Source organism: Streptomyces cadmiisoli, from assembly GCF_003261055.1.
Lineage (GTDB): Bacteria > Actinomycetota > Actinomycetes > Streptomycetales > Streptomycetaceae > Streptomyces > Streptomyces cadmiisoli.
In genome coordinates this window covers 8,070,705-8,091,486 of the sequence record NZ_CP030073.1, presented here as the reverse complement: position 1 = coordinate 8,091,486, position 20,782 = coordinate 8,070,705, and the positions used below count along the sequence as shown (strand labels likewise).

At 70.8% G+C, this 20,782-nt stretch carries 19 protein-coding genes and 1 pseudogene; 4 read left to right on the top strand and 16 right to left on the bottom strand.

Going from position 1 to position 20,782, the window contains the following annotated elements; genetic code table 11:
• The 9 genes from DN051_RS35650 to DN051_RS35610 all read right to left on the bottom strand — a co-directional run bounded on the left by DN051_RS35650 (nt 1) and on the right by DN051_RS35610 (nt 8,586).
• Complete coding sequence (locus tag DN051_RS35650) at nt 1-567, bottom strand: hypothetical protein (protein WP_162625030.1); 567 nt, start codon at nt 565-567, stop codon at nt 1-3.
• 413 nt (nt 568-980) lie between these two features.
• On the bottom strand, nt 981-1,763 hold the full coding sequence (locus tag DN051_RS35645) for an SDR family NAD(P)-dependent oxidoreductase (protein WP_199314759.1): 783 nt from the start codon (nt 1,761-1,763) through the stop codon (nt 981-983).
• An 8-nt stretch (nt 1,764-1,771) separates the two neighbouring features.
• Entirely contained in the window at nt 1,772-2,395 is a 624-nt protein-coding gene (locus DN051_RS35640; RefSeq protein WP_112440761.1) for an SDR family oxidoreductase, read from the bottom strand.
• 13 nt (nt 2,396-2,408) lie between these two features.
• The gene (locus DN051_RS35635; RefSeq protein WP_112440759.1) at nt 2,409-3,551 is read right to left on the bottom strand and encodes a thiolase family protein; all 1,143 of its coding nucleotides are present in this window, start codon (nt 3,549-3,551) and stop codon (nt 2,409-2,411) included.
• Nucleotides 3,548-3,985 carry a Zn-ribbon domain-containing OB-fold protein gene (locus DN051_RS35630; RefSeq protein WP_112440757.1) on the bottom strand — a complete coding sequence of 146 codons (438 nt, stop codon included), beginning with the start codon at nt 3,983-3,985 and terminating at the stop codon, nt 3,548-3,550. Before DN051_RS35630 ends, DN051_RS35635 begins: the two co-directional genes overlap by 4 nt.
• A 26-nt stretch (nt 3,986-4,011) precedes the next feature.
• A complete protein-coding gene (locus tag DN051_RS35625; RefSeq protein ID WP_053762430.1) occupies nt 4,012-4,815 on the bottom strand; it encodes an enoyl-CoA hydratase/isomerase family protein in 804 nt (267 codons plus the stop codon).
• Nucleotide 4,816: 1 nt separating this feature from the next.
• A complete protein-coding gene (locus DN051_RS35620) occupies nt 4,817-6,034 on the bottom strand; it encodes a CaiB/BaiF CoA transferase family protein (protein WP_053762431.1) in 1,218 nt (405 codons plus the stop codon).
• A 3-nt stretch (nt 6,035-6,037) separates the two neighbouring features.
• On the bottom strand, nt 6,038-7,246 hold the full coding sequence (locus DN051_RS35615; RefSeq protein WP_162625029.1) for a CaiB/BaiF CoA transferase family protein: 1,209 nt from the start codon (nt 7,244-7,246) through the stop codon (nt 6,038-6,040).
• Between the two features lie 5 nt (nt 7,247-7,251).
• Entirely contained in the window at nt 7,252-8,586 is a 1,335-nt protein-coding gene (locus DN051_RS35610; RefSeq protein WP_199314757.1) for an SLC13 family permease, read from the bottom strand.
• Nucleotides 8,587-8,943: 357 nt separating this feature from the next.
• On the opposite strand from DN051_RS35610, the gene DN051_RS35605 reads away from it, so the two are divergent.
• Nucleotides 8,944-9,759 carry an IclR family transcriptional regulator gene (locus DN051_RS35605; RefSeq protein WP_053762434.1) on the top strand — a complete coding sequence of 272 codons (816 nt, stop codon included), beginning with the start codon at nt 8,944-8,946 and terminating at the stop codon, nt 9,757-9,759.
• Nucleotides 9,760-9,777: 18 nt separating this feature from the next.
• Here DN051_RS35605 and DN051_RS35600 read toward each other — a convergent pair whose 3' ends face one another.
• Genes DN051_RS35600 through DN051_RS47575 form a run of 3 tightly spaced genes read right to left on the bottom strand, consistent with a single transcriptional unit; the run spans nt 9,778 to nt 13,797 of the window.
• A complete protein-coding gene (locus tag DN051_RS35600; RefSeq protein ID WP_112440750.1) occupies nt 9,778-11,988 on the bottom strand; it encodes a xanthine dehydrogenase family protein molybdopterin-binding subunit in 2,211 nt (736 codons plus the stop codon).
• Nucleotides 11,985-12,974, bottom strand: a complete 990-nt coding sequence (locus tag DN051_RS35595) for an FAD binding domain-containing protein (RefSeq protein ID WP_112440748.1) — start codon at nt 12,972-12,974, stop codon at nt 11,985-11,987. The genes DN051_RS35600 and DN051_RS35595 overlap by 4 nt, the downstream gene beginning before the upstream one ends.
• Nucleotides 12,961-13,797: a (2Fe-2S)-binding protein gene (locus DN051_RS47575; RefSeq protein WP_342781501.1), complete on the bottom strand. Its 837-nt coding sequence runs from the start codon at nt 13,795-13,797 to the stop codon at nt 12,961-12,963. Before DN051_RS47575 ends, DN051_RS35595 begins: the two co-directional genes overlap by 14 nt.
• Before the next feature lie 74 nt (nt 13,798-13,871).
• Between DN051_RS47575 and DN051_RS35585 the strand changes: the two genes are divergently transcribed.
• From DN051_RS35585 to DN051_RS35575, 3 genes are all read left to right on the top strand, one after another.
• Nucleotides 13,872-15,137: an MFS transporter gene (locus tag DN051_RS35585; protein ID WP_112440746.1), complete on the top strand. Its 1,266-nt coding sequence runs from the start codon at nt 13,872-13,874 to the stop codon at nt 15,135-15,137.
• A 97-nt stretch (nt 15,138-15,234) separates the two neighbouring features.
• Nucleotides 15,235-16,083 (top strand): oxidoreductase, encoded by an 849-nt coding sequence (locus DN051_RS35580; RefSeq protein ID WP_112440744.1) that lies wholly within the window; start codon nt 15,235-15,237, stop codon nt 16,081-16,083.
• A 41-nt stretch (nt 16,084-16,124) separates the two neighbouring features.
• A complete protein-coding gene (locus DN051_RS35575; protein WP_112440742.1) occupies nt 16,125-17,015 on the top strand; it encodes a helix-turn-helix domain-containing protein in 891 nt (296 codons plus the stop codon).
• A gap of 48 nt (nt 17,016-17,063) precedes the next feature.
• Here DN051_RS35575 and DN051_RS35570 read toward each other — a convergent pair.
• From DN051_RS35570 to DN051_RS35555, 4 genes and pseudogenes are all read right to left on the bottom strand, one after another.
• Nucleotides 17,064-17,761, bottom strand: a pseudogene (locus DN051_RS35570) (SDR family NAD(P)-dependent oxidoreductase).
• Between the two features lie 161 nt (nt 17,762-17,922).
• Nucleotides 17,923-18,573 carry a TetR/AcrR family transcriptional regulator gene (locus tag DN051_RS35565; protein ID WP_112440740.1) on the bottom strand — a complete coding sequence of 217 codons (651 nt, stop codon included), beginning with the start codon at nt 18,571-18,573 and terminating at the stop codon, nt 17,923-17,925.
• Nucleotides 18,574-18,665: 92 nt separating this feature from the next.
• The gene (locus DN051_RS35560) at nt 18,666-19,874 is read right to left on the bottom strand and encodes an acyl-CoA dehydrogenase family protein (protein WP_246040703.1); all 1,209 of its coding nucleotides are present in this window, start codon (nt 19,872-19,874) and stop codon (nt 18,666-18,668) included.
• An 84-nt stretch (nt 19,875-19,958) separates the two neighbouring features.
• Nucleotides 19,959-20,636: an alpha/beta fold hydrolase gene (locus tag DN051_RS35555; RefSeq protein ID WP_112440736.1), complete on the bottom strand. Its 678-nt coding sequence runs from the start codon at nt 20,634-20,636 to the stop codon at nt 19,959-19,961.
• Between the last annotated feature and the right edge of the window lie 146 nt (nt 20,637-20,782).

Below are 20,782 nucleotides of genomic sequence, written 5' to 3'. Positions count from 1 at the left end.
TCAGTCCACCTGCCGGTGCGCCGTGGAGTCCGCGCCGGGCGACGCGCCGCGGGCGTGCCTGCGGTCGGGACGCCGGTCAGGCAGGAGCGCCGTGGCCTGCCAGGCCAGCACCGGCACGCCACCGGCCAGCAGTGCGCCGAGCACTGGGCGTTCCGCGGTGAGCGCCGCCGAGGCGACGACCAGCGCGATCACCGCCACGACAGCGGCACGGGCCCAGGCCGCCGTGACGGCGGCGCCCAGCACGAGTGCCGTCAGCACGTACCAGCTCGCTCGCACACCGGGCATGTCCAGATAGCCCTCGATGAGCGCTGTCTCATGCGGCGACCACGGCCGGGTCGAGGCGAAGACGCCGAAGCCCGCGGCGCTGGCCAGCAGCAGGGCCAGGGCGCCGCGGGCGTAGAGGTCCTGGCGCCGCTGGGCCGTCCAGAACAGGGTCAGTGCCATCAGGGGCCAGTGGGCGACGGTCTGGACGGCGGAGACCGCCGGGTTCCCGTTCATGGCCAGGAGCACTGCGGGGATCAGGGCGGCGCCCGCTGCCGCCGCGGCGTCGCGGGCCGGCCGCCGCACGGCCGTCTCCCGCGTCGGTCCGGGGTCGGGTTCCGTCCGGTGACGCACTCGACGAGGGCGTATGCCGACCGAGCTCACCGGATCGCTCCCGTCGAAGGGAGCAATGAAATCGAGGGGTACCTCATATTCACTCGGCCACAATAACCCGAGGCACCCCTCCGCTTTCTGTTGGCCTCATCACAGACGAACGGCGGCAGACGGCACGGGCGGCCGCCGAACGGAGCGGCCCGGCCGCGCACGGACCGAAGTCCGCACACGGCCGGGCCGTGTTCCGGAACACCGAATCCTCATCCGTGTCTCCGGAACGGAAACGGGGTGCGAGGAGAACGGGAGAACGGGGAGAACGAAATGAACCGGAGATCGAGGACACGCCGCACAGGCATCGTCGAACTGCCCTCGGCGTGCCGGCCGGTTCAGCCCCTGGCCGGTTGGGCGTAGAGGCTCTTGCCGCCGCAGACGTACATCACCTGACCGGTGACGGCACGGCTGGCGGGACCCGCGAAGTAGTGGGCGGCCCAGGCGACGTCGGCCGGGGCACCGATCGTCCCCATGGGCTGTGCCGTCAGGAGCCGGTCCATGACCTCCTGCGGTTCCCGGCGCAGCAGCGGTGTGTCGATCAGTCCGGGCGCCAGGCAGTTCACGGTGATGCCGTACTTCGCCAGCTCGATGGCGAGGGACCGTGTGGCGGAGACCACGCCGCCCTTGGAGGTGGCGTAGGCGAGCTGCCCGTACCAGCCGAGCCAGGCCCGGGAGGCGATGTTGATGATGCGCCCGGTACGACGGGGGATCATGGAGCCGGCCGCGGCCTGGCTGCACAGGAACACGCCGGTCTGGTTGATGGCCTGCGTCCGGTCCCACTCCTCGTCCGTGATGCGGCGGACTCCCCGGTCGACGCTGATGCCCGCGTTGTTGACGAGGATGTCCACCGGGCCGAGTTGCGCGTCGACCGCGGCGAACAGTCCGGTGACCGCCGCGCGCGAGCTGACGTCGACGGGCAGCCCGACGGCCGTGGCACCGGTGTCGGCGATCTCCCGGGCCGCGGTCCGGGCCCGTTCCTCGTCGATGTCGGCTATCGCCACCTTCGCGCCGGCTGCGGCGAAGTCGCGGGCGATGGCCCAGCCGATGCCGCTGGCTCCGCCGGTGACCACCGCGACCTGTCCGTCGAGATCCATGGTGTGTCCTTCGGTATTGATCATGGTGGGTCCTAGACGGAGAGGCTCGACAGAAGACTCGCGCCGCCGCAGCAGTTGAGCACCTGGCCGGTGATGTAGCCGCTGCGGGAGTCCAGGAAGAAGGCGGTGGTCTCCGCGATGTCGTCCACGGTGACCGGCTGCGGGGTCAGCGCCTCGGGCTCGTACAGGTGCGTGTTCTCGGGGCGTCCGGCCGCGCGCAGGGGACTGCCCTGCGGGGGCAGCGCGGAGACCACGTTCACCGTGGTGCCCGTACGGCCCAGCTGCAGCGCGAGGCTGCGTGCCGCGGAGACGAGCGCACCGCTCTGCGCCGCCAGTTCCGGCCGGCTCGGCCAGCCGAGGCCGTCACGGCTCGCGACGACCACGATCCGGGACCCGCCCTCCTCGGGTGTGCGCAGGAAGGGGGTCAGCCGTGACACGACGGTGAGCAGCCGCTCGGCGGAGTTGCGGGTGGGTGTGCCGTCCAGGAGGCCGGGTTCGTAGACGAACGCGTCGACCGGGCCGGTGGGATCGGCGAAGACCGCGTGGGTCTCGACGACGTGACCCGCCGACTTCAGACGGGTCGTGATGGCGCTCGCCGTGGCGGTGCCGGCCGGGTCCAGGACGAGGGCGCGACGGGAGGTGAGTGGGGCGGACATCGAACTGGGCCTTTCAGTCGGCGGTGAGGATGTGCACGGAGCAAGCACCGTTGTCGACACCGAAGATGCCGCCACCCGTCACATGGGTGAGCGCCACGGAGGCGCCGGGCACCTGCAACGCGCCCGCCTGGCCGGTGAGCTGCCAGTACGCCTCGCAGATCTGGGTGGTTCCGGTGGCGCCCACCGGGTGGCCGCGGGACATCAGGCCGCCGCTCGGGCTGACCGCGACCCGGCCGTGCCGGTCGAACTCACCGTCGCGCACGGCCTGGTACGCCTTGCCGCGCTCGACGAGGCCGAGCGCCTCGGAGTGCAGGAGCTCGGCGATGCTGAAGGCGTCGTGCAGCTCGACCAGGTCGAGGTCGGCCGGGCCCAGTCCCGCCATCGCGTAGGCCGCCTTCGCGGTGCGCTCGGTGATGTCGGGCCATGTCATGTCCCGGTACTGGGTGTGGAAGGTGCCGGAGCGGACCACGCTGGCGCGGAGCCGGACGCTCGGCGTGTCCAGCTGCGCGGCGAACTCCTCGGAGCACAGCAGCACCGCGGCGGCGCCGTCGCTGTTGGGGCAGCAGTGCAGCAGGCGGAGCGGGTCGGCGACGGGCCGGGACTCGGCGACGTCCTGTGCGGAGATCTCGCGCTGGAAGTGCGCCCGCTCGTTGTCGGCGCCGTTGGCCCGGTTCTTCACGGAGACCGCGGTCAGATCGTCCACCGTGGCACCGAAGTCGTGCAGATAGCGCTGGGCGCGCATGGCGTAGGCGGCGGGCATGATGACGCCCTGCTCGATCTCGATGTCATTGGTCGTCAGGGGCAAGGTGCCCCCGCCGAAGCCCGACAGGTTCTCTGCGCCCACCGCGATCACGGCCTGCGCGGCACCGGAGGCCACCGCCTGCCAGGCGAGATGCACCGCGGACGCGCCGCTCGCGCAGGCGTTCTCCACGGTGAAGACGGGTTGCCCCGACACGCCCACGCGCTGCAGGATCCGCTGGGCCAGCAGGGAACCGCCGTAGGACGAGCCGACGAAACCGGTGTCCACGGCGTCCGGGGTGATCCCCGTCGTGTCGAGCAGGGCGCGGACGGCACGGTGGCCGAGCTCGGCCGCGTTGAGGTCGCGGTGCTTGCCGAAGGGGTGGACGGCGGCGCCGGCGACATGGACGGGCTTCATCGCTGTTCTCCGGTGGGTGCGGGCTGGTCGTCGATCGGGGTCACGGCGTAGGACAGGACCGCGCCTTCGGCGGAGTCGGCGATCGGTGCGACCGTCAGTTCCACCTCGGTGCCGGGGGTCAGGGCACGGTCGGACGAGGGGCTGTGGGCGAGAATGCGGACACCGCTGATGTCGACGTACGCCAGCACGTAGGGCGCCTGGAAGCCGCGCGGGGCGGTCCTGACGACGCTGGAGGCGTAGACGGTGCCGCGGGTGTCGCTGGTGACGTCCTCCACATCGTCGGAGGCGCAGGTCGAGCAGGTGTCGCGGGGCGGGAACCAGCGGCCGGCGCAGGCACGGCAGACGGTGACGGTGAGGGTGGTGCGCTCACCGTCCTGCTGGGTCCAGGCGGCGCCGACCTGGCGGGCCACCGCGGGTGTCGGGGATGCTGACATGGGTTCTTGTCCTTCCTCGGGCCGCTTCAGCGGCCGTGGTACTCGGGGGGACGCCGCTCGGCGAAAGCGGTCCGTCCCTCCACCCGGTCGTCGGTGTCTCGCAGGACACCCCACAGGAGTTGTTCGACGGCCACGGACTGGGTCAGGGGCATGTCCTGGGTGCGGTCGGCGAGAGCCTTCAGGCTCTTGATCGCGAGGGGTCCGTTGGCGGTGATCCGGTCGGCCAGCTTCAGGGCCGCGGGCAGCAGGTCCTCGGCCGGGACGAGGTCGCTGACGAGGCCGACGCGGTGGGCCTCCTCGGCGCCGATGCGGTCACCGGTGAGGATCATCTTCATCGCCACGGCCCGCGGGACCGCGCGCAGCAGCTTGGAGACCCCGCCCACCGCGGGCACACTCGCCCAACGGGCCTCCGGCAGGCCGAACGTGGCGTTCTCACTGGCGATCCGCAGATCGCAGTCGAGTGCGATCTCGGCTCCGCCCCCCAGCGCGTGCCCGTTGACGGCGGCGATGAGCGGCTTGCCGATGTTCAGTTCGCTGAGCGTGATGGCCCGTACGTACAGACCGTCGTCGACGCTCTGCTCGTAGGGCGCGAAGTACGCCTGTGCGAAGGAGGTCTGCGGGGGAAGCGTCTTCTTCAGGTCCGCGCCCGTGCAGAAGGCACGGTCACCGGTGCCGGTGATGATGCCGACGGCGAGCGTCGGGTCGTCGCGGAAGTCGCGCAGGACCTGGTTGAGGGCGCGCATCGCCTCGACGTCCAGGGCGTTCAGCGCTTCCGGGCGGTTGAGCCGGACGACCAGGGTCCGGCCGGCGCGCTCTGTCTCGATGGCCATGTCAGCCCACGACTCCTTGTGCTGCGAGGTGCTCGTACTCGTCCGGTGTCAGTCCCAGCAGGTCCAGGCAGACGTCGCGGGTGTCGGCGCCCAGCACAGGGGCCGGCCCGCGAAGGTGGCCAGGGGTCTCGGACAGCCGGTAGGGGATGTTGTCGTACACGCTGGAGCCCATCTCGGGGTGCTCCAGGGTCTTCCAGTGGTCGCGCGCGTTCAGCTGGGGATCCGCGAGGATCTGCGCCGCGTCGCTGACGACCGCCGCCGGAACTCCCGCGGCGCTCAGGGCGTCGGCCAGTTCCGACGCTTCCCAGGTCGAGGTGGCGTCGGCGACGAGCGCGTCGAGTTCCCGTCGGGCCGCCCAGCGGCCGCCCGGCGTGGTGTGACCGGGTTTCGCCGCCCATTCCGGAGCGCCGAGCACCTCGACCAGGGCCTGCCACTGCTGGTCGGTGAACACGCCGACGGCGCACCAGCGGTCCTCCCCCGCACACGGGTAGACGCCGTGCGGGGCTGCGGCGCCGTCCTCGTTGGCCGAGCGGTCGACGCGCCGGCCGGCCGCCGCCGCCAGCAGCGCGGGGCCGATGACGTTGGTGGTCGACTCCAGTTGCGCGAGCTCGATGTACTGGCCCTGGCCGGTCCGGCGCCGGCGGCGCAGAGCCGCGAGTACCGCGACGGCGGCGTGCAGGGGGTTGGGCACGTGGTCGGGGTAGTTGGTCCCCGTTCCGACCGGCGGCCGCTCGGGGTGGCCGGTGAGACCCAGCAGCCCGCCGGCCGCCGCGATGGTCAGGCCGTAACCGCGAAAGTCCCGGTGCGGCCCGGTGTTTCCCTGCATGGGCATTTCGAGGTACACGATGTCCGGCTTCACCGCGACGGCGTCCTGGTAGCCCAGCCCGAGCCGGTCCATGGTGCCGGGTGTGAAGTTGCTGGCGACGACGTCGCTCCTGGCCATCAGGTCGAGCGCCAGTTCCTTGCCCCGAGGGGACTTGAGGTCCAGGCAGACGGAGCGCTTGCTCGAATTGCGGTTGGCGAAGTAGCCGCTGCGGTTCGGGCCGGGGCGGCCGTCGCGGAACGGCGCCATGCTGCGGATGGGGTCCGTGCGGGTCCGTGATTCGATCTTGATGACGTCGGCGCCGTGGTCGGCGAGCGGTTTGGTCAGGAAGGGCCCGGCACCGACCCAGGTGAAGTCGGCGACGCGCACCCCTTCGAGCGGCAGTCGGGAGGACATCGGCTACTCCTTGCTGTGTGCGGTGGTTCGGGCGGCCGCGGGCAGCGCGTCCAGCACGGCCCGTGTGTCGGCGCCCGGTCGTGCCGGGGGGATGCCGGGCGCGACGTCGAGACCCTCGAAGCGGTAGGGGGAACCCGGGAAGGCGAGGGTCCTGCCGTCGACCGTCATCGGGCGGAAGAAGCCGCGTTCGACCAGCTGCGGGCTGGCCAGGAGATCGTCCGGCGTCGAGACGGGGGCGATGCTGATGCCCCTGCTCTGCCCGTCCTCGTACAGCTCCCGCTTCGTGCGCGGCGCCGCGAAACGCTCGAAGAGATCCCGGAACGTACGCACCCCCTCGGCGCTGCGCCGCCAGTCGCGCGCCAGCCAGCGGGGCTCGCGCAGCGTCGCGGCGCCCGCGACACCGGCGCCCTCCAGCCACTCGGTGATCGCGTTCCAGGCGAGGGGCAGTCCGCCGAGGCCGCCCACCAGGTAGACCCACCCGTCCGAGCAGGCGAACAGCCCGGTACCGGCTTCCACCGGACCCGACCCGACGCGGTGGCGCACGGACTGCTCCAGGTCGACGTACTGCACGGCGTTCTCCAGCGAATGGGCCACGGCTTCCTGCGCCGAGACGTCCACGATCTGTCCGCGTCCCGTCTCCTCCAGGACCAGTACGGCGATCAGGGCGGCCGTGGCGGCGTGCACGCCCGAGATGATCGAGGTCTGGTTGCCCCAAGCGCGGACGGGCGGCAGGTCGGGGTCCCCGGCCAGCGCGAGCAGGCCGCCCGCGGCGAGCAGGGTGAGGTCGGAGGCGGGGCGGTCGGCCCAGGGCCCGGTGAGGCCGAAGGGGCTGATGGACACATGGACCAGCGCCGGGTGCCGCCGCGTGACGTCCGCCGGGCGCAGACCGCGCTCGCGCAGCCGTCCCGGCCCCTCACTGGTGAGCAGGACCTGTGCCGTGCCGAGCAGGTTCTCCAACTGCTCGGCCCGGTCGGCGTCGGACCCTTCGAGGATCACGCTGCGCTTGCCGGCCTCGGTGAAGGCGAAGGCGAGGCTCAGGCCCCCCTCGGTGAGCGGGGGGACGGCCCGTTCGGGGGCGCCGCCCGCTGGTTCGACCTTGATGACGTCGGCTCCCAGATCGGCGAACAGCCGTCCCGCGTAGGTGCCGAGGCCGGTGCTGAGGTCGACGACCCGGATGCCGTCGAGCGGGGTGAGGGGCGTCGTGGCGTTCACGGTCGTCACCCCGCCACCACCGTGAGCGCGGCCCAGCTGACGACCGGTGCGGCCAGGACGAGGCCGAAGCCCCACTTCATGAGTTGCCGATAGACCATGGCCTGTTGTTCCTTGGGAGCGTTGGCGACCACCATGGCGCCGTTGGTGGAGAAGGGGCTGCTGTCCACGACCGAGGAGGAGATGGACAGGGCGGCCACCAGACCGATCGCGCTGACCTGGCCGGTGGCGAGCAGCGGTACGGCCAGCGGGATGAGCGCGCCGAGGATCCCGGTCGTCGAGGCGAAGGCCGACACGACGGCGCCGATGTAGCAGATCAGCAGGGCGGCCAGGAGCGGGGCGTCCACCTCGGAGATCGCGTCGCCGAGGTACTCGACGGTGCCCATCTCCTGCATCAGCGCGACGTAGGTGACGATGCCGCACACCAGCAGCACGACACCCCAGTTGATCTGGCTGACGGCGTCCTTGGCGCTGCCGGGTGACAGAAGGGTCAGCAGCACGGCCGCGGTCAGGGACATCAGCCCGACGTCGAGGTCGAACACCAGGGCGCCGACGACGAGCGCGACCATGCTGCACAGGGTGACGACGCGGTCCCGGTTCAGCGACAGCCCGTCGGTGACGGCGGTCTGCGGCGGCTCGGTGGCGAGGACGGTGGTGGTGCCGGACGGCGAGTGGTGCGGCTCGCGGCGGCCGGACGTGCCTCCGGTGCCGCCGCTGTCGGAGCCCTTGACTCCGACGGTCATGAGCTGCCGGCCGCCGAACGCCAGGTAGATGCCGACCCCCAGCAGCACGTTGAAGATCAGGTTCGCCAGGAACAGGACGGTCGGGTCGCCGGCGATCCCGCTGCTGTCGACGACACCGTTGGTCACGACACCCAGGACTCCGATGGGGGAGAAGTTCCCGGCGGCGGAGCCGTGGACGACCATCAGGCCCATCAGCAGGGGGTTGATGCCGTACCGGACGGCGAAGGTCATCCCGATCGGGGCGATGATCGCGACGGCCGCCGGGCTGACCGCGCCCAGCGAGACGAGCACGCAGCTGATGGTGAACATCACCCAGGGAATCGCGGCCACCCTGCCGCCGACGACTCGTACGGCGGCCTGGACGAGCCACTCGACCGTGCCGTTGTTCCTGGCGATGGCGAAGAGGTAGGTGACACCGACCAGGATCACGAACAGCTCGGCCGGAAAGCCCGCGAGCACTTCGGGAGTCTCCATCCCCAGCGTCGCGGCCCCCACGGCGAACGACGCGACCAGGGCGAGAGCACCGAGGTTGACGGCGCGAAGCGTGCCTATCAGGAAGATCGCCAGCAACGCGACGATCGACACGAGTTGTTCGGACAAGCGTGTCTCCTTGAAACCGGATCTTGCTGCCGTCCGGCCGGACGTCCGCTGCGGGCACGGACGGAGGCATCGGACGGAGGGCATCGGCACCAGAAACTTCGAGATCTCGAAGTTAACTCCGCATTTACGTAGCAGTGATGCTAAGGAGGCAGCAAGGAGCCGTCAAGAGGCCGGATCCCGTGGCCCGCCTCCTGCGGGCCTCATCTGCTCCTTCGACGCCCCAAAGGCCCGAGCAGGGGGAACGGGCGACGGGCAGAGCCCGCACCGGGTGGGACCCGGACTCGAATAGGGTTTCTGCCGAGACGGCCGGCGCACGCGTACCGGTCCCGTCGACCGCCGCAGAAAGAGGAGTCGTCGATGAATCCGGCCCGCATCGACAGGGCGCTGGGGATCCTGGGTTATCTGGCCCAGCACCAGGAGGGGTGCACGCTCAAGCGCCTCAGTGACGATCTCGAGCTGCCGATGAGCAGCGCGCACGACCTGCTGCAGACGCTCGTCGGGCTGGACGCGGTGAAGATGCTGGGCCAGCGCACCTACGCGCTGGGACCGCGGTCGGTCGTCCTCGCGCTGTCGATCGTCGACAGTGTCGATCTACGGCATGTCAGCCAGCCGTACCTCGCCGACCTGTGCGAGGAGATCAACGAGAACACGTATCTGGCCGTGCGCAGCGGGTCGAGCGTCGTCTACGCCGACCGGCACGAGGCGGGGCAGACCCTGTCCGTGGTGATGAAGCTCGGCGGCGGCCGCCCCCTGCACGGCTCCAGCGTCGGCAAGCTGATGGCCGCCTACAACCCGGACCTGGAGCAGCGGGTCCTTCAGGCCGCCCGACTCGAACAGTTCACCCCGCACACCCTGGTGGACCGCGAGCGGCTGCGCACCGAGTACGAGATCATTCGCGCCCGGTCGTACAGCGTCAGCGACGGGGAGAGCGTCGAGGGCATCCTCGGCCTGGCGACGCCGATCGTCGACGCCGCCGGCTCCGTCAGCGCCGCGGTGCACGTGTCCGCTCCCAGGGGACGCCTCTCCGCGGACCGGCTGCCGTTCGTCGTCTCGGCCATGTCGCTCGCGGCTGCGCAGATCTCACGGCAGTTGGGCGCCGCCGAGGACACGGTTCCGCTGCGCACCATCGACGAGATCCGCGACTTCGAACAGCGCCGCAGGAACGGGAAGTAGCGGCGGCACCTCGTCGGCTCAGAGGAGTTGGTCGATCGTGAACGGGAGGGAGCGCAGACGGCGGCCCGTGGCGTGGTGGATCGCGTTGCCGATGGCTGCCGCGACGCCGACCAGTCCGATCTCTCCGACGCCCTTGGTACCCAGTGCGCTGGCCGGGTCCGGCGCGCCGCAGAAGATGACGTCCATGTCGGGAACATCCGCGTTGACGGGCACGAGGTAGTCGCCGAAGGTCGCGTTGGCGATACGTCCGGTGCCGGGGTCGGTCGCGGTCTCCTCGAACAGGGCCTGACTGATGCCGCCCACGGTGCCGCCGACGATCTGGCTCGCGGCGGTCTTCTCGTTGAGGATCCGGCCGCCGTCGACGGCGGAGACCGCCCGGGTGACCCGCAGCAGACCCAGCCCGGGGTCGATCCGCACCTCCACGAACTTGGCCGCGAAGGCACCGGCCGTGGCCTTGCCCAGCTGCTGCGCCTCGGGCGGAGTGCTCCGGCCGTCGGCGCTGATCTCCTCGAGCCCGTGCCGGCCGAGGATGTCGGTGAAGCTCTCGCCCCGGTCGGGGGCGTCGGTACGGTACAGACGGCCCTCCCCCGTCGTCACGTCATCGGGGCCGGCACCGCGCAGCGGCGACGCCTCGTCGTCGCGGACGATCTCGAGGAACTCCCTGACGAGGTTGCCGCACGCGGTGTGCAGCGCGTTGCCCAGCGCCCCGGTCAGACCGGAACCGCCGGCCTGCGGCGCGTAGGGCATGTCGGAGTCCCCGAGGTCGAACCGGACCCGGTCGATGTCCAGACCGAGGAGCTCGGCGGCGAGTTGCGTCATCACCGTGTAAGTCCCGGTGCCGATGTCGGTGGCGGCGCTGCGCACGAAGGCCGACCCGTCGCGGCGCACGGAGACCCGCGCCTGGCAGGGCACCTGGTAGAAGGGGTAGCTCACCCCGGCCATGCCGTATCCGATCAGCCAGCGGCCGTCGCGCATGGACCCGGTTTCCGGGGTGCGTCGGGACCAGCCGAACCGTTCCGCGCCCCGCGTGTAGCACTCCCGCAGGGCCTTGCTCGACCAGGGCAGTCCGAGCACGGGGTGGACCTCGGTGTAGTTCCGCAGACGGAACTCCAGCGGATCCATGCCGACGGCGTGGGCCGCTTCGTCGATGGCGCACTCGAGGGCGAAGTTCCCCTGTCCCTCGGCGGGGGCGCGCATGGACCCCGGGCAGGGGACGTTCAGCCGCGCCTGCCGGTCACGGGTCAACACGTTGGGGCACGTGTAGGCGACCGCCGAACCGAGGGAGACCGGCTCGTAGTCGTCGTCCTCCATCGCCACCGACGAGATGCCGCGGTGCTCGATGGCGACGAGGTCGCCGGCCGCGGTGACGCCGATCTTGATGTGCTGGACGCTGTTGGGCCGGTGTCCCACCGAGGTGAACATCTGCGGCCGGGTCAGCACCAGCTTCACCGGGTGCCTGACCTCGCGGGCGGCCAGCGCGGTCAGCACGGTGTGGGGCCACACCCGCAGGCCGGCGCCGAAGCCGCCGCCCACGTACGGCGCGAGGACCCGGATGCCGCTCTCGGGGATCTTGAAGATCGCGGCGAGTGAGTTGCGTACGTTATGCGGCCACTGGGTGGAGTCGTGGACCGTCAGCGAGTCACCGTGCCAGGATGCGATCGTCGCCATCAGACCGAGCGGGTTGTTGGTGTTGTCAGGGGTCGTGTACCGGCCCTCGACCACGGCGTCCGCGGCGGCGAACCCGGCCGCGACGTCGCCGCGCTCGGTGTCCAGTCCCCAGGGATCGACCAGGATCTCCGCCCGGGGATCCTCCACGTCCAGCAGCGCCTCGGTCGGCTCGTACTCCACCCGCACCAGGGAGGCGGCGTGCCGGGCCTGTTCGAGACTGGCGGCCACGACGACGGCGACGGGCTGGCCGTAATGCAGAATCCGGTCGTCCTGCATGGGCGCCGGCGGCGACGGGCCGAGCAGCGTCATCGGCCCGCGTTCCAGCTGCGGCGCGGTCAGATGTGTGATCACCGTGAGGACGCCGGGAGCGGACTGGGCCGCGGACGCGTCGATGCGGCGGATGCGTCCCGCGGCGATCGTGCTGCCCACGAGGGCGGCGTGCACCATGCCCGGGTAGCTGAAGTCGTTGGGGTAGGGGGCCGACCCCGTGACCTTCAGTGGGGCTTCCACACGGTCCAGCCCTGCACCGACGACCGTGCGAGCGCCTTCGACAGTGGTCATGACGGAACTCCCGCGACGGTCTCCAGCGCACGCACCAGGGTGCGCTTGGCCAACTCCACCTTGAACGCGATTCCGGGCAGCGTCCTGGCTCCCTCCAGCGCCGCCTCGGCCGCCGCGCGGAACGTCTCACCGCTCACCGCGGCCCCGCGGAGCACCTCTTCGGCACCCCAGGCCCGCCACGGGACGGTACCCACCCCGCCCAGACCGACGCGGGCCTCCCGGACGGTGTCACCGTCCAGCAGCAGAGCCACGCCGGCCGAGGTCAGCGCGAACTCGTAGGACACGCGGTCGCGCACCTTGAGATAGTGCGACCTCGTTCCTTCCGGCAGCAGCGGGATCTCGACCTCGGTGATCAGCTCACCGTGCTCCAGCACGTTCTCGATGTGCGGTGTCGTGCCCGGCGGGAGGTAGAACCGCGTCAGGGGGATCGACCGCGAGCCGTTCCTGCCCTGCACGTGCACCACGGCGTCCAGCGCGACGAAGGGCACCGCCACGTCCGAGGCGTGCAGCGCGATGCAGTGCTCGCTCGTCCCCAGGATCGCGTGCATGTGCTGGTTGCCGGTGATCGCGGCACACCCCGAACCGGGGCTGCGCTTGTTGCACGCGGCGACCGTCGGGTCGCGGAAGTACCGGCAGCGGGCACGCTGCAACAGGTTGCCGCCGATGGTGGCCATGTTCCGCAACTGAGTGGAGGCGCCCAGCAGCAGCGCCTCACGCACGAAGGGGAGCCGTTCGCGCAGCAGGGTGTCCGCCGCCAGTTCCTCCATGCTCGTCAGCGCACCCACATGCACGGACGTCTCCCCGTGCATGATGCCCCGCAGCGGCAGCCGCGTGATGTCGACGAGCCGGTCGGGCTCCAGCACCCCGTCCTTCATCAGATCCAGTTGTGTGGTGCCCCCGGCGAGAAACGACGCGTCCGGGTCCGCGGTCACCACCGCGACCGCCTGTTCGGCGTCGGCGATTCGGACGTATTCAAAGGGATGCATCGTTTCCCTCCGTCACCACTTCGCGGATCGCCGCACGAATATTGGGATAGGCCCCGCAACGACAGATGTTGCCGCTCATGTACTCGCAGATGTCGTCGTCGGTGCCGGCCCGGCCCTCGGCCATCAAGGACACCGCCGACATGATCTGCCCCGGTGTGCAGTAGCCGCACTGGAACGCGTCGTGCCGGGCGAATGCCTCCTGCATCGGATGGGGCTCGCCGTTCTCGGCGAGCCCTTCGATCGTGGTGATCTCGCGGCCTTCGTACTGAGCGGCCAACGCGAGACAGGCCACGATGCGCTTCCCGTCGACCAGGACCGTGCAGGCACCGCAAGCGCCCTGGTCACAGCCCTTCTTCGCCCCGGTGAGCCCGAGGTGATCTCGCAAGGCGTCGAGCAGCGTCACGCGCGAGTCGAACCGCAGACGGTACGACTCGCCGTTGATGTTCAGCGTGACGTCCACGTCCGGAATCTCTGATGTCGTTCCCCTGGTGCGCGCCGCGGTCTCGGCATGCTTCATAGCGCCTCGATTCGATTGATGCTTGCCATGGCGAGGCATGGGCAGGAATCGTTCATCACTCGGGCAGTATTTGTTTGATGGTAGAACCGGGTCGGCGCACTCGCCATCCAAGGAAACCGCGGCACCGACGAACCCCCGGCCCCGGTCCGGGGACTCAGATCGCACACGGACCGCAACTTCCCTTTCCACGACGGAATTTCCGCCGGCCACCCATCGCGGAATTTCCGGATCCTGGTACTGGCTTTCCCAGGTTCGCCTGCCCAGGAAGACATGTGCCTGGATGCCCGCGCCGACCGCGCCGACCATGAGTGCACCTGAAATCGCGAAGTGCCCCGGGCGGCCCGAAGAGCCGGCACCGGCGGTGCGGGGAAGGACGTTCCATGATCTCCAGCGCGGTGTCGCGGGTGCGACGCGACCAGCGCCCTCCTCGCATCCGGAGCGCCGAACGGGCACGCCGGCGCTGGGAGTTCTGGACCGTGGCGGGCGCCGTCTTCGTGGTCATGGCCGCCAGCAGCGCGCCGTCCGCGCTGTACGGCCTCTACCAGCAGCGCTGGCACCTCGACACGATGACCACGACCGTCATCTACGCCTGCTACGCGGTCGGCGCCGTCCTCACCCTGCTGCTCGCGGGCAGCCTGTCGGAGCACATCGGCTCCAAGCGGACCATCATCGTCTCGCTGGCCGTCATCGTGTGCTGCTTCCTGGCGTTCATGCTGGCCACGGGCGCCTGGGTGCTGGGGCTGGCGCGACTCGTGCAGGGGGTGGGCGTCGGACTGCTCACCAGCAGCGCCGGTACGGCCCTCGGCCGGCTCCACCGGAACGAGGACCGCAAGAGAGCCGCCGCGGTCAACAGCGCGGCGACGTCGACGGGCATCGCCCTGGGCGCCGTCTGTTCGGGACTCGTGGTCGAGCACGCGCCCGCGCCGCTCCTCGTCCCGTTCGTCGTCCTCGCGGTCCTGTCCACGGCCGGACTGCTGGCGGTGGCCGCCATCCCGGCCTGGGAGGCGCGTCCCGCACGTCCCCTGTGGACCTGGCGTCCACGGCTGACCCGGCTCCGCGCCGGCTCCGGCAAGGTGCTCCTGCGCGCCGCGCCCGTCGTCACGGCGAGCTGGGCCGTCGTGGGCCTGTATCTGGCCCTGGGCGTGGAGATGACCTCCACGCTGCTGCATACGCGCGACCGCGCGCTGTCCGCGCTGGTGATCCTGGTGGTCCAGGGCTGCGGAGGCCTCGCACCCATGCTCCTGGGGCGGATGAGCGACCGCTCGGCGTCGGTGACGGGGAGCGCCTCGCTCGTGGCGGGGCTGGCGATGTCCGTGTGGGCCTACGGCAACGCCGACGCCGGCGTCTTCTTCACCGGCGCGGCCGTCACCGGAGCCGGGTTCGGCCTCTGCTTCATGGCGTCCATGAGCACCGTGACCGCGGCCGCGCGGGACTCGGACGACGGTGCCGTGCTCCCCCTCTTCTTCGCCATGGCCTACGTCGCGGTGAGCGTCCCCGTCGTCGCTCTGGGTGTCGCCTCGTCCTGGCTGAGTGTGCGGTCGGCCTACGCGGGGTTCGGACTCGCCGTCGGGCTCGTCGCGGTGGCCGCGGCGGTCCTCGCCCTGTGCTCGCCGCCGGCCGTGGGGCGGAAGGCGGAGCCTGTGTAAATCCTTCCCTGGCTGGTCCTGGGCGTCCGGCAGACGATGGAATCACGCGCCTCGCGCACCCCGCTCATTTCTTCTCCTATGACGAACGAGGTTTCTCATGACGACGTGGTTCATCACCGGTGCATCCCGTGGCTTCGGGCTGGAGATCGCCCGCCAGGCCCTGGAGCAGGGCGACCGGGTCGTGGCGACCGCTCGTAAGCCCGAGCAGGTCGAGGAGGCGCTGACCGGGTACGGCGACCGTCTGCTCGCGCTCGCCCTGGACGTGACCGACGAGGCGGCGGCGGTTTCGGCGGTCGCCGCGGCGGTCGACGCGTTCGGCGGGATCGACGTCCTGGTCAACAACGCGGGCCGCGGGGTGCTGGGCGCCGTCGAGGAGACCTCCGCCGACGCCGTGCGCGCCGTGTACGACACCAACGTCTTCGGCCTGCTGCATGTGACCCGGGCCGTGCTGCCGGTGATGCGGAACCAGAATCAGGGACACATCATCAACCTGAGCTCGATCGGCGGCTTCAGCAGCGTCGCCGGATTCGGCGTCTACTGCTCCACGAAATTCGCCGTCGAAGGCCTCTCCGAAGCCATGCGGCAGGAACTGGCACCCCTGGGCGTGAACGTGACCATCATCGAGCCCGGCTACTTCCGCACCGACTTCCTCGACGCAACGAGCCTGGACGTCCAGGAGCGGACCATCACCGACTACGCGGCGACCTCCGGCGCGGTCCGCGACGCCGTGCCCGGCCTGAACCACGCCCAGCCCGGCGACCCGGTCAAGGGCGCCGCGGCCATCCTCGCGATCGCCGCCGCCGAAGCACCCCCGCTGCGCCTCCAGCTCGGCACGGACAGCGCCGACGAGATGAACCGCAAGGTCGCACAACTGCGCGACGAGGCGAACGCCTGGCGCCCGCTGGCGGTCTCGACCGACCACGACGAGGTCCCCGCACAGAACTGACCCGCACCGGCCCGCAAACCCCCACCCACCAGGAGGCCCCCATGACGGAACTGGGCGACTACCTGCGCGCCTGCCGGGCCCGGATCAGCGCCCAGGACCTGGGCCTGCCCACCAGCGGACGCCGCCGCGTACCCGGCCTGCGACGAGAGGAACTGGCCTCCCTCGCGGGGATCAGCGTGGACTACATCGTGCGCCTCGAACAGGGCCGCGTGAAGTCCGCCTCCCCCGCGATCCTCTCCGCGCTGGCACAGGCCCTCCACCTCCGCCCCGACGAAGAGGAATACCTGCTGCGCGTCGCCGAGCGCAGCAGCACCACCCCGGCCGGATCCAAACCGGCCACCACCCACGCCGCCCCACGGCGCCAGCAGATCTCCCCGGCCGTCCGGGTCCTGCTCGACAGCATGGTCAACGTGCCCGCCCTGGTCCTCGGCCGCCGCATGGACATCATCGCCTGGAACGACCTGGGCGCCGCCCTGTTCACCGACTTCGCAAAGCTCCCACCCAAGCAGCGCAACCACATCTGGCTGACGTTCCTGCACCCCCAGGTACGCGACATGTACCGGGACTGGACCCGGGTGGCGAGGGAGTGCGTCGCCTATCTGCGGATGGACGCGGCGCGCTACCCGGACGATCCCGAACTTGCGCAGCTCGTCGGCGAACTGTCCCTGAAGGACACCGACTTCGGCACCTGGTGGTCCGACCACCGGGTGCGAGCACAGCGACAGGGCCGCAAGGCCTTCCACCACCAGGTCGTGGGAGACCTGGACCTCGACTTCCAGGTCCTGGAGGTCCGCGGTGGGAACGACCAGTCGCTGCTCATCTACACGGCCGGGCCGGGCACGAGTTCCGCGGAGGCGCTGGCGTTCCTGACGAGTTGGGCCTCCACGCAGGCCCGGCCCGCGACGACCCGGAATGTCACGAAGGACGGATGACTCCGGTCCGACGGCTCGTCGTCTCGGACATCGATCCGGTCCCGCCACCTACCAGGGAATGGTCCCGTGGGCGTCGAAGAAGCCACCGGTCGGGCCGTCCGGTCCGATCCGGGCCATCCGCACGATGATCTCGGCGCCCTCCTCGACGGTCTGGTCACCGGCGTGGTGGTTCAGGTCGGTGTCGGTGAACCCCGGATCCACGGCGTCGATCCGCATCGCGGGATGGGCTTTCGAGTACTGGACCGTGAGCATGTTGACCGCGGCCTTCGACGACGGGTGCGCGATGTCGGGGTAGAAGTGCGCGGGCGACTCCGGGTTCACCGGGTCCCGTGTCAGCGAAGCACCGCTGCTGACATCGACCACGACCGGGGCGGCGGAGAGCGGGAGGAACGCGTGGAGTACGCGGACCTGTCCGAACACATTCGTCTCGAGGACGGCGCGGACCGCGTCGGCCGTCACCTCGGAGACGGGGACGAAGCCGCCGCCGGCCGTGCGCGGCTCGATGCCGGCGTTGTTGACAGCATGTCGAGACCGCCGTCGTCCTCGACGGTCTTCGCGGCGGCCGCGACCGAGGTGTCGTCGGTGACGTCGAGCTGGACGAACCGCGCCCCCAGCAGGTCGGCGGCGCGGCGGCCCGGCTCGGCGTTCCGCGCGCTCACGCAGACCGTGTGGCCCGCGGCGACGAGCCGGCGAACGGTCTCGTGGCCGAGTCCTTTGTCGGCTCCGGTGATGAGCGTGGTCGTCATGGCTTCGTTCTCCTGCCGGACGGTGGGAATGCGATCGCTCATGACCACACCGCCGTCGATCCGCCGAGTGCGGCACCGGTGCGCCGCACCGGCACACCGCGAGAGTATGTCCGTAATGCCTGACATACCAATGATCGGTCACATACTCCGCGGTCCGGAGTTCAGTCGCCGTGGTCCGGGCTGCCGGCCCCGGGGCGGCGGTACACGCCGTACCAGTAGCCGAGAGCCAGTTCCCGCGCCACCGCGGCGTCGTCGTCGCCGTCGCTGCCGGCGACCTGTCCGGCGATGACCTGACCGCCTCCCCGCACGATCAGCCTCGCGGCCAGTACGGGGTCGATGTCGGCCGGCGTGCGACCGGCCTCCTGCTCCTCCTCCAGCACCGTGACCAGGTTGTCCACGAACTGCTCCTGGTACGCGGTCCACACCTCGCGCACGGCGGGGTCGTACGCGGCCACCTCATTGATCGCCGACAGCAGTGCCGCGTACGTGCGGTAGTGCCGCAGGATGCGCTCGTAGGTGCGCGTCAGACCATCGACACCGCCGTCGGGACCCGTCGGCCGCCAGCCGGACGCGATCGCGAGGCTCTCGCTCTTGAGGGCACCGCTCAGCCGGAGCAGGACATCGACCTTGTCGCGGAAGTAGAGGTAGAAGGTGGAACGAGAGATGCCCGCGGCCTGCGCGATCTGCTCCACGCTCAACTCGGTGTAGGTCACACCACCCTGGAGGAGCCCCTCGATCACGGCGAGAATCCGCTCTTCGAGCGCGGCCCGTCGATCGGCGGCACTGGAGGGTCGTCGGGTGGTGGAAGCCATGCTGTCATCCTAGGCAACAGTCGGTGGGCCGAGTTTCCCGAGGTCGCGGCGGGGACGGCCACCGGTGTGCGACCGGTGGCCGTCCCGAAGCATCACAGCATCAGGCTCACGGGTTCGCCGATGCCCAGCAGCGTCTTGCCGTAGGCCTCCAGCCCGACGGCCGGCACCAGGCCGGCGTGCCGGGCGGCGACGTTGGCGTCACGCCAGATCCGCTGCAGCGGGTTGGATTCGGCGAAGGCACCCGCTCCGTGCACGTTCAACAGGGTGCCGACGGCCGCGAGCACCTGCTGGGCGGCGTAACCGGCCTGCGCCCTGACCTGCGTGCGCGCGGCGTGGTCGAGAGAGCCGCCGCGCAGGTCGATCAGGTCCACGGCGTCGTAGACGTGCAGCCGGGCCGTGCGCAGGCCGAGTGCCGCCTCGGCGACCTGGATCTGGACGCCGACGGAGTCCGCCTGCCGGACGTGCACGGTGAAGGAGAGCGGCTTGTGCGGCGCCGCCTCCGTGACCGCGTCGAGGGCCGCCCTGCCCAGGCCGAGCAGCGGCCCGGCCAGGCAGAGCAACAGCATCGAGCCGAACACCGACGAGTAGAGCGGCTCGTCCTCGCGGAGCGAGCGGGGGTAGCTGCCCTGCGCGGCGGCGGGCACCGACAACACCCGGTGCTCGGGCACGAAGACGTCCTGGCCGACCAAGGTGTTGCTGGCCGTCGCCTTCATGCCCGCGGTGTGCCAGGTGTCCTCGATGACGAGCTCCGAGGCCGGGACGAGCACCAGGGCCTGGTCCACGACCTGGCCCGCCTCGTCCTGAAGGAGGGCGCCGACGGCGGCCCATGTGGCGTAGGGGGCACCCGAGTTGTAGGACCACTTGCCGGAGACGATCCAGCCGCCGGGCACCCGGCGGCCCATGCCGGTGGGGGCGGCGACGCCGGTCACGCGGGCGTCCGGGTCGGCCCCGAAGACCTCTTCCTGGGCCTTGTCCGGGAAGAGGCTCGCCAGCCAGTTCGTCACCGAGATGATCATCGCGGTCCAGGCGGTCGAGCCGTCCGCCTCGCCCAGCGCCTCGGAGACCTCCGTCAGGGTGCGCAGGTCGGTCTCGTACCCTCCGAAGCGCCGGGGGGTCAGCAGCCGGAAGACGCCGGCCGCGGCCAGTTCGTCGATGACTTCTTGGGGTACGACCCGGTCCGATTCGCCCTGCGCCGCCCACGCCCGCAGCAGGGGCTGCAGGGCACGGGCACGCTCGACGAGTTCCGCCCTGATCTGTTCCGTGGACGGCACGTTCGCCGTGCCGTCGCCGCCGGTGGTCACCAAGTACTCCTTGTGCGTGTGCTTGCCAGCCGGGCGCGGACCCGCTGGGCCTGATGGGAGTGCTGCCGCGGATGGCGGACAGCGCTACGCGGGGATTTCCCGCGCGATCTTCGACAGGAGAGCAGCGAGTTCGGCCGGCGCCGAGAGGAACGGCGAGTGACTGGTCGCCATGCGGTGGACCTCGTCCGCCCTGGCGGCGAGGGTCTCCTGGCTCTGCACGGGAATCGCCCGGTCGTGCTCGCAGACGATGTAGGTCGAGGGCACGTGGTGCCAGCCCGCCCGTTCCACGACGTCGCTGAACGCCTTCGCGCTCTGCGGCACCAGCCGCGCGGCGGCCTCTTCGGCCACCGTGCGCGGCACGTCGGCGTAGAAGAGGTCGACCGGGTCGCCGGGAACGGCTTCGACCTCGTGCGAGGCCGGCGGCACGGGAGCGCCGTAGAAGCCGAGCAGGCTCTCGCCCACATCCAGCTGGAACGCCGCCAGATACACCACCCGCACCACGTCGGGGGCGTCGGCGACGGCCTGTCCGGCGGGGATTCCGCCGTAGGAGTGGGCCACGACCACGACCGGACCCGCCATCGCGGCCAGGGCCTCGCGGACGACACGGGTGTCCTCCGCGATTCCGCCCAGGCCCCCGGCGCTCGGCAGGTCCACCGTACGGGTGTCCACCCCCTCGGCCTCCATCGCCGCCCGCAACCTGTCCCAGCACCAGCCGCCGTGCCAGGCCCCGTGCACGAGGAGCAGTGTGGGCGGGGCTGTCACATCTGGAACCACAGAAGATCCACTTTCCTGATCATTCGACTTGGGCGCTCGTGCGCGTGAAGACGAGCGTAGGTCGAATCGGACACAGTGTCCAACGCACTGTCCGGTGCCCCGGATGCCTTATATGTCGTTCTTTGCCATGCTGG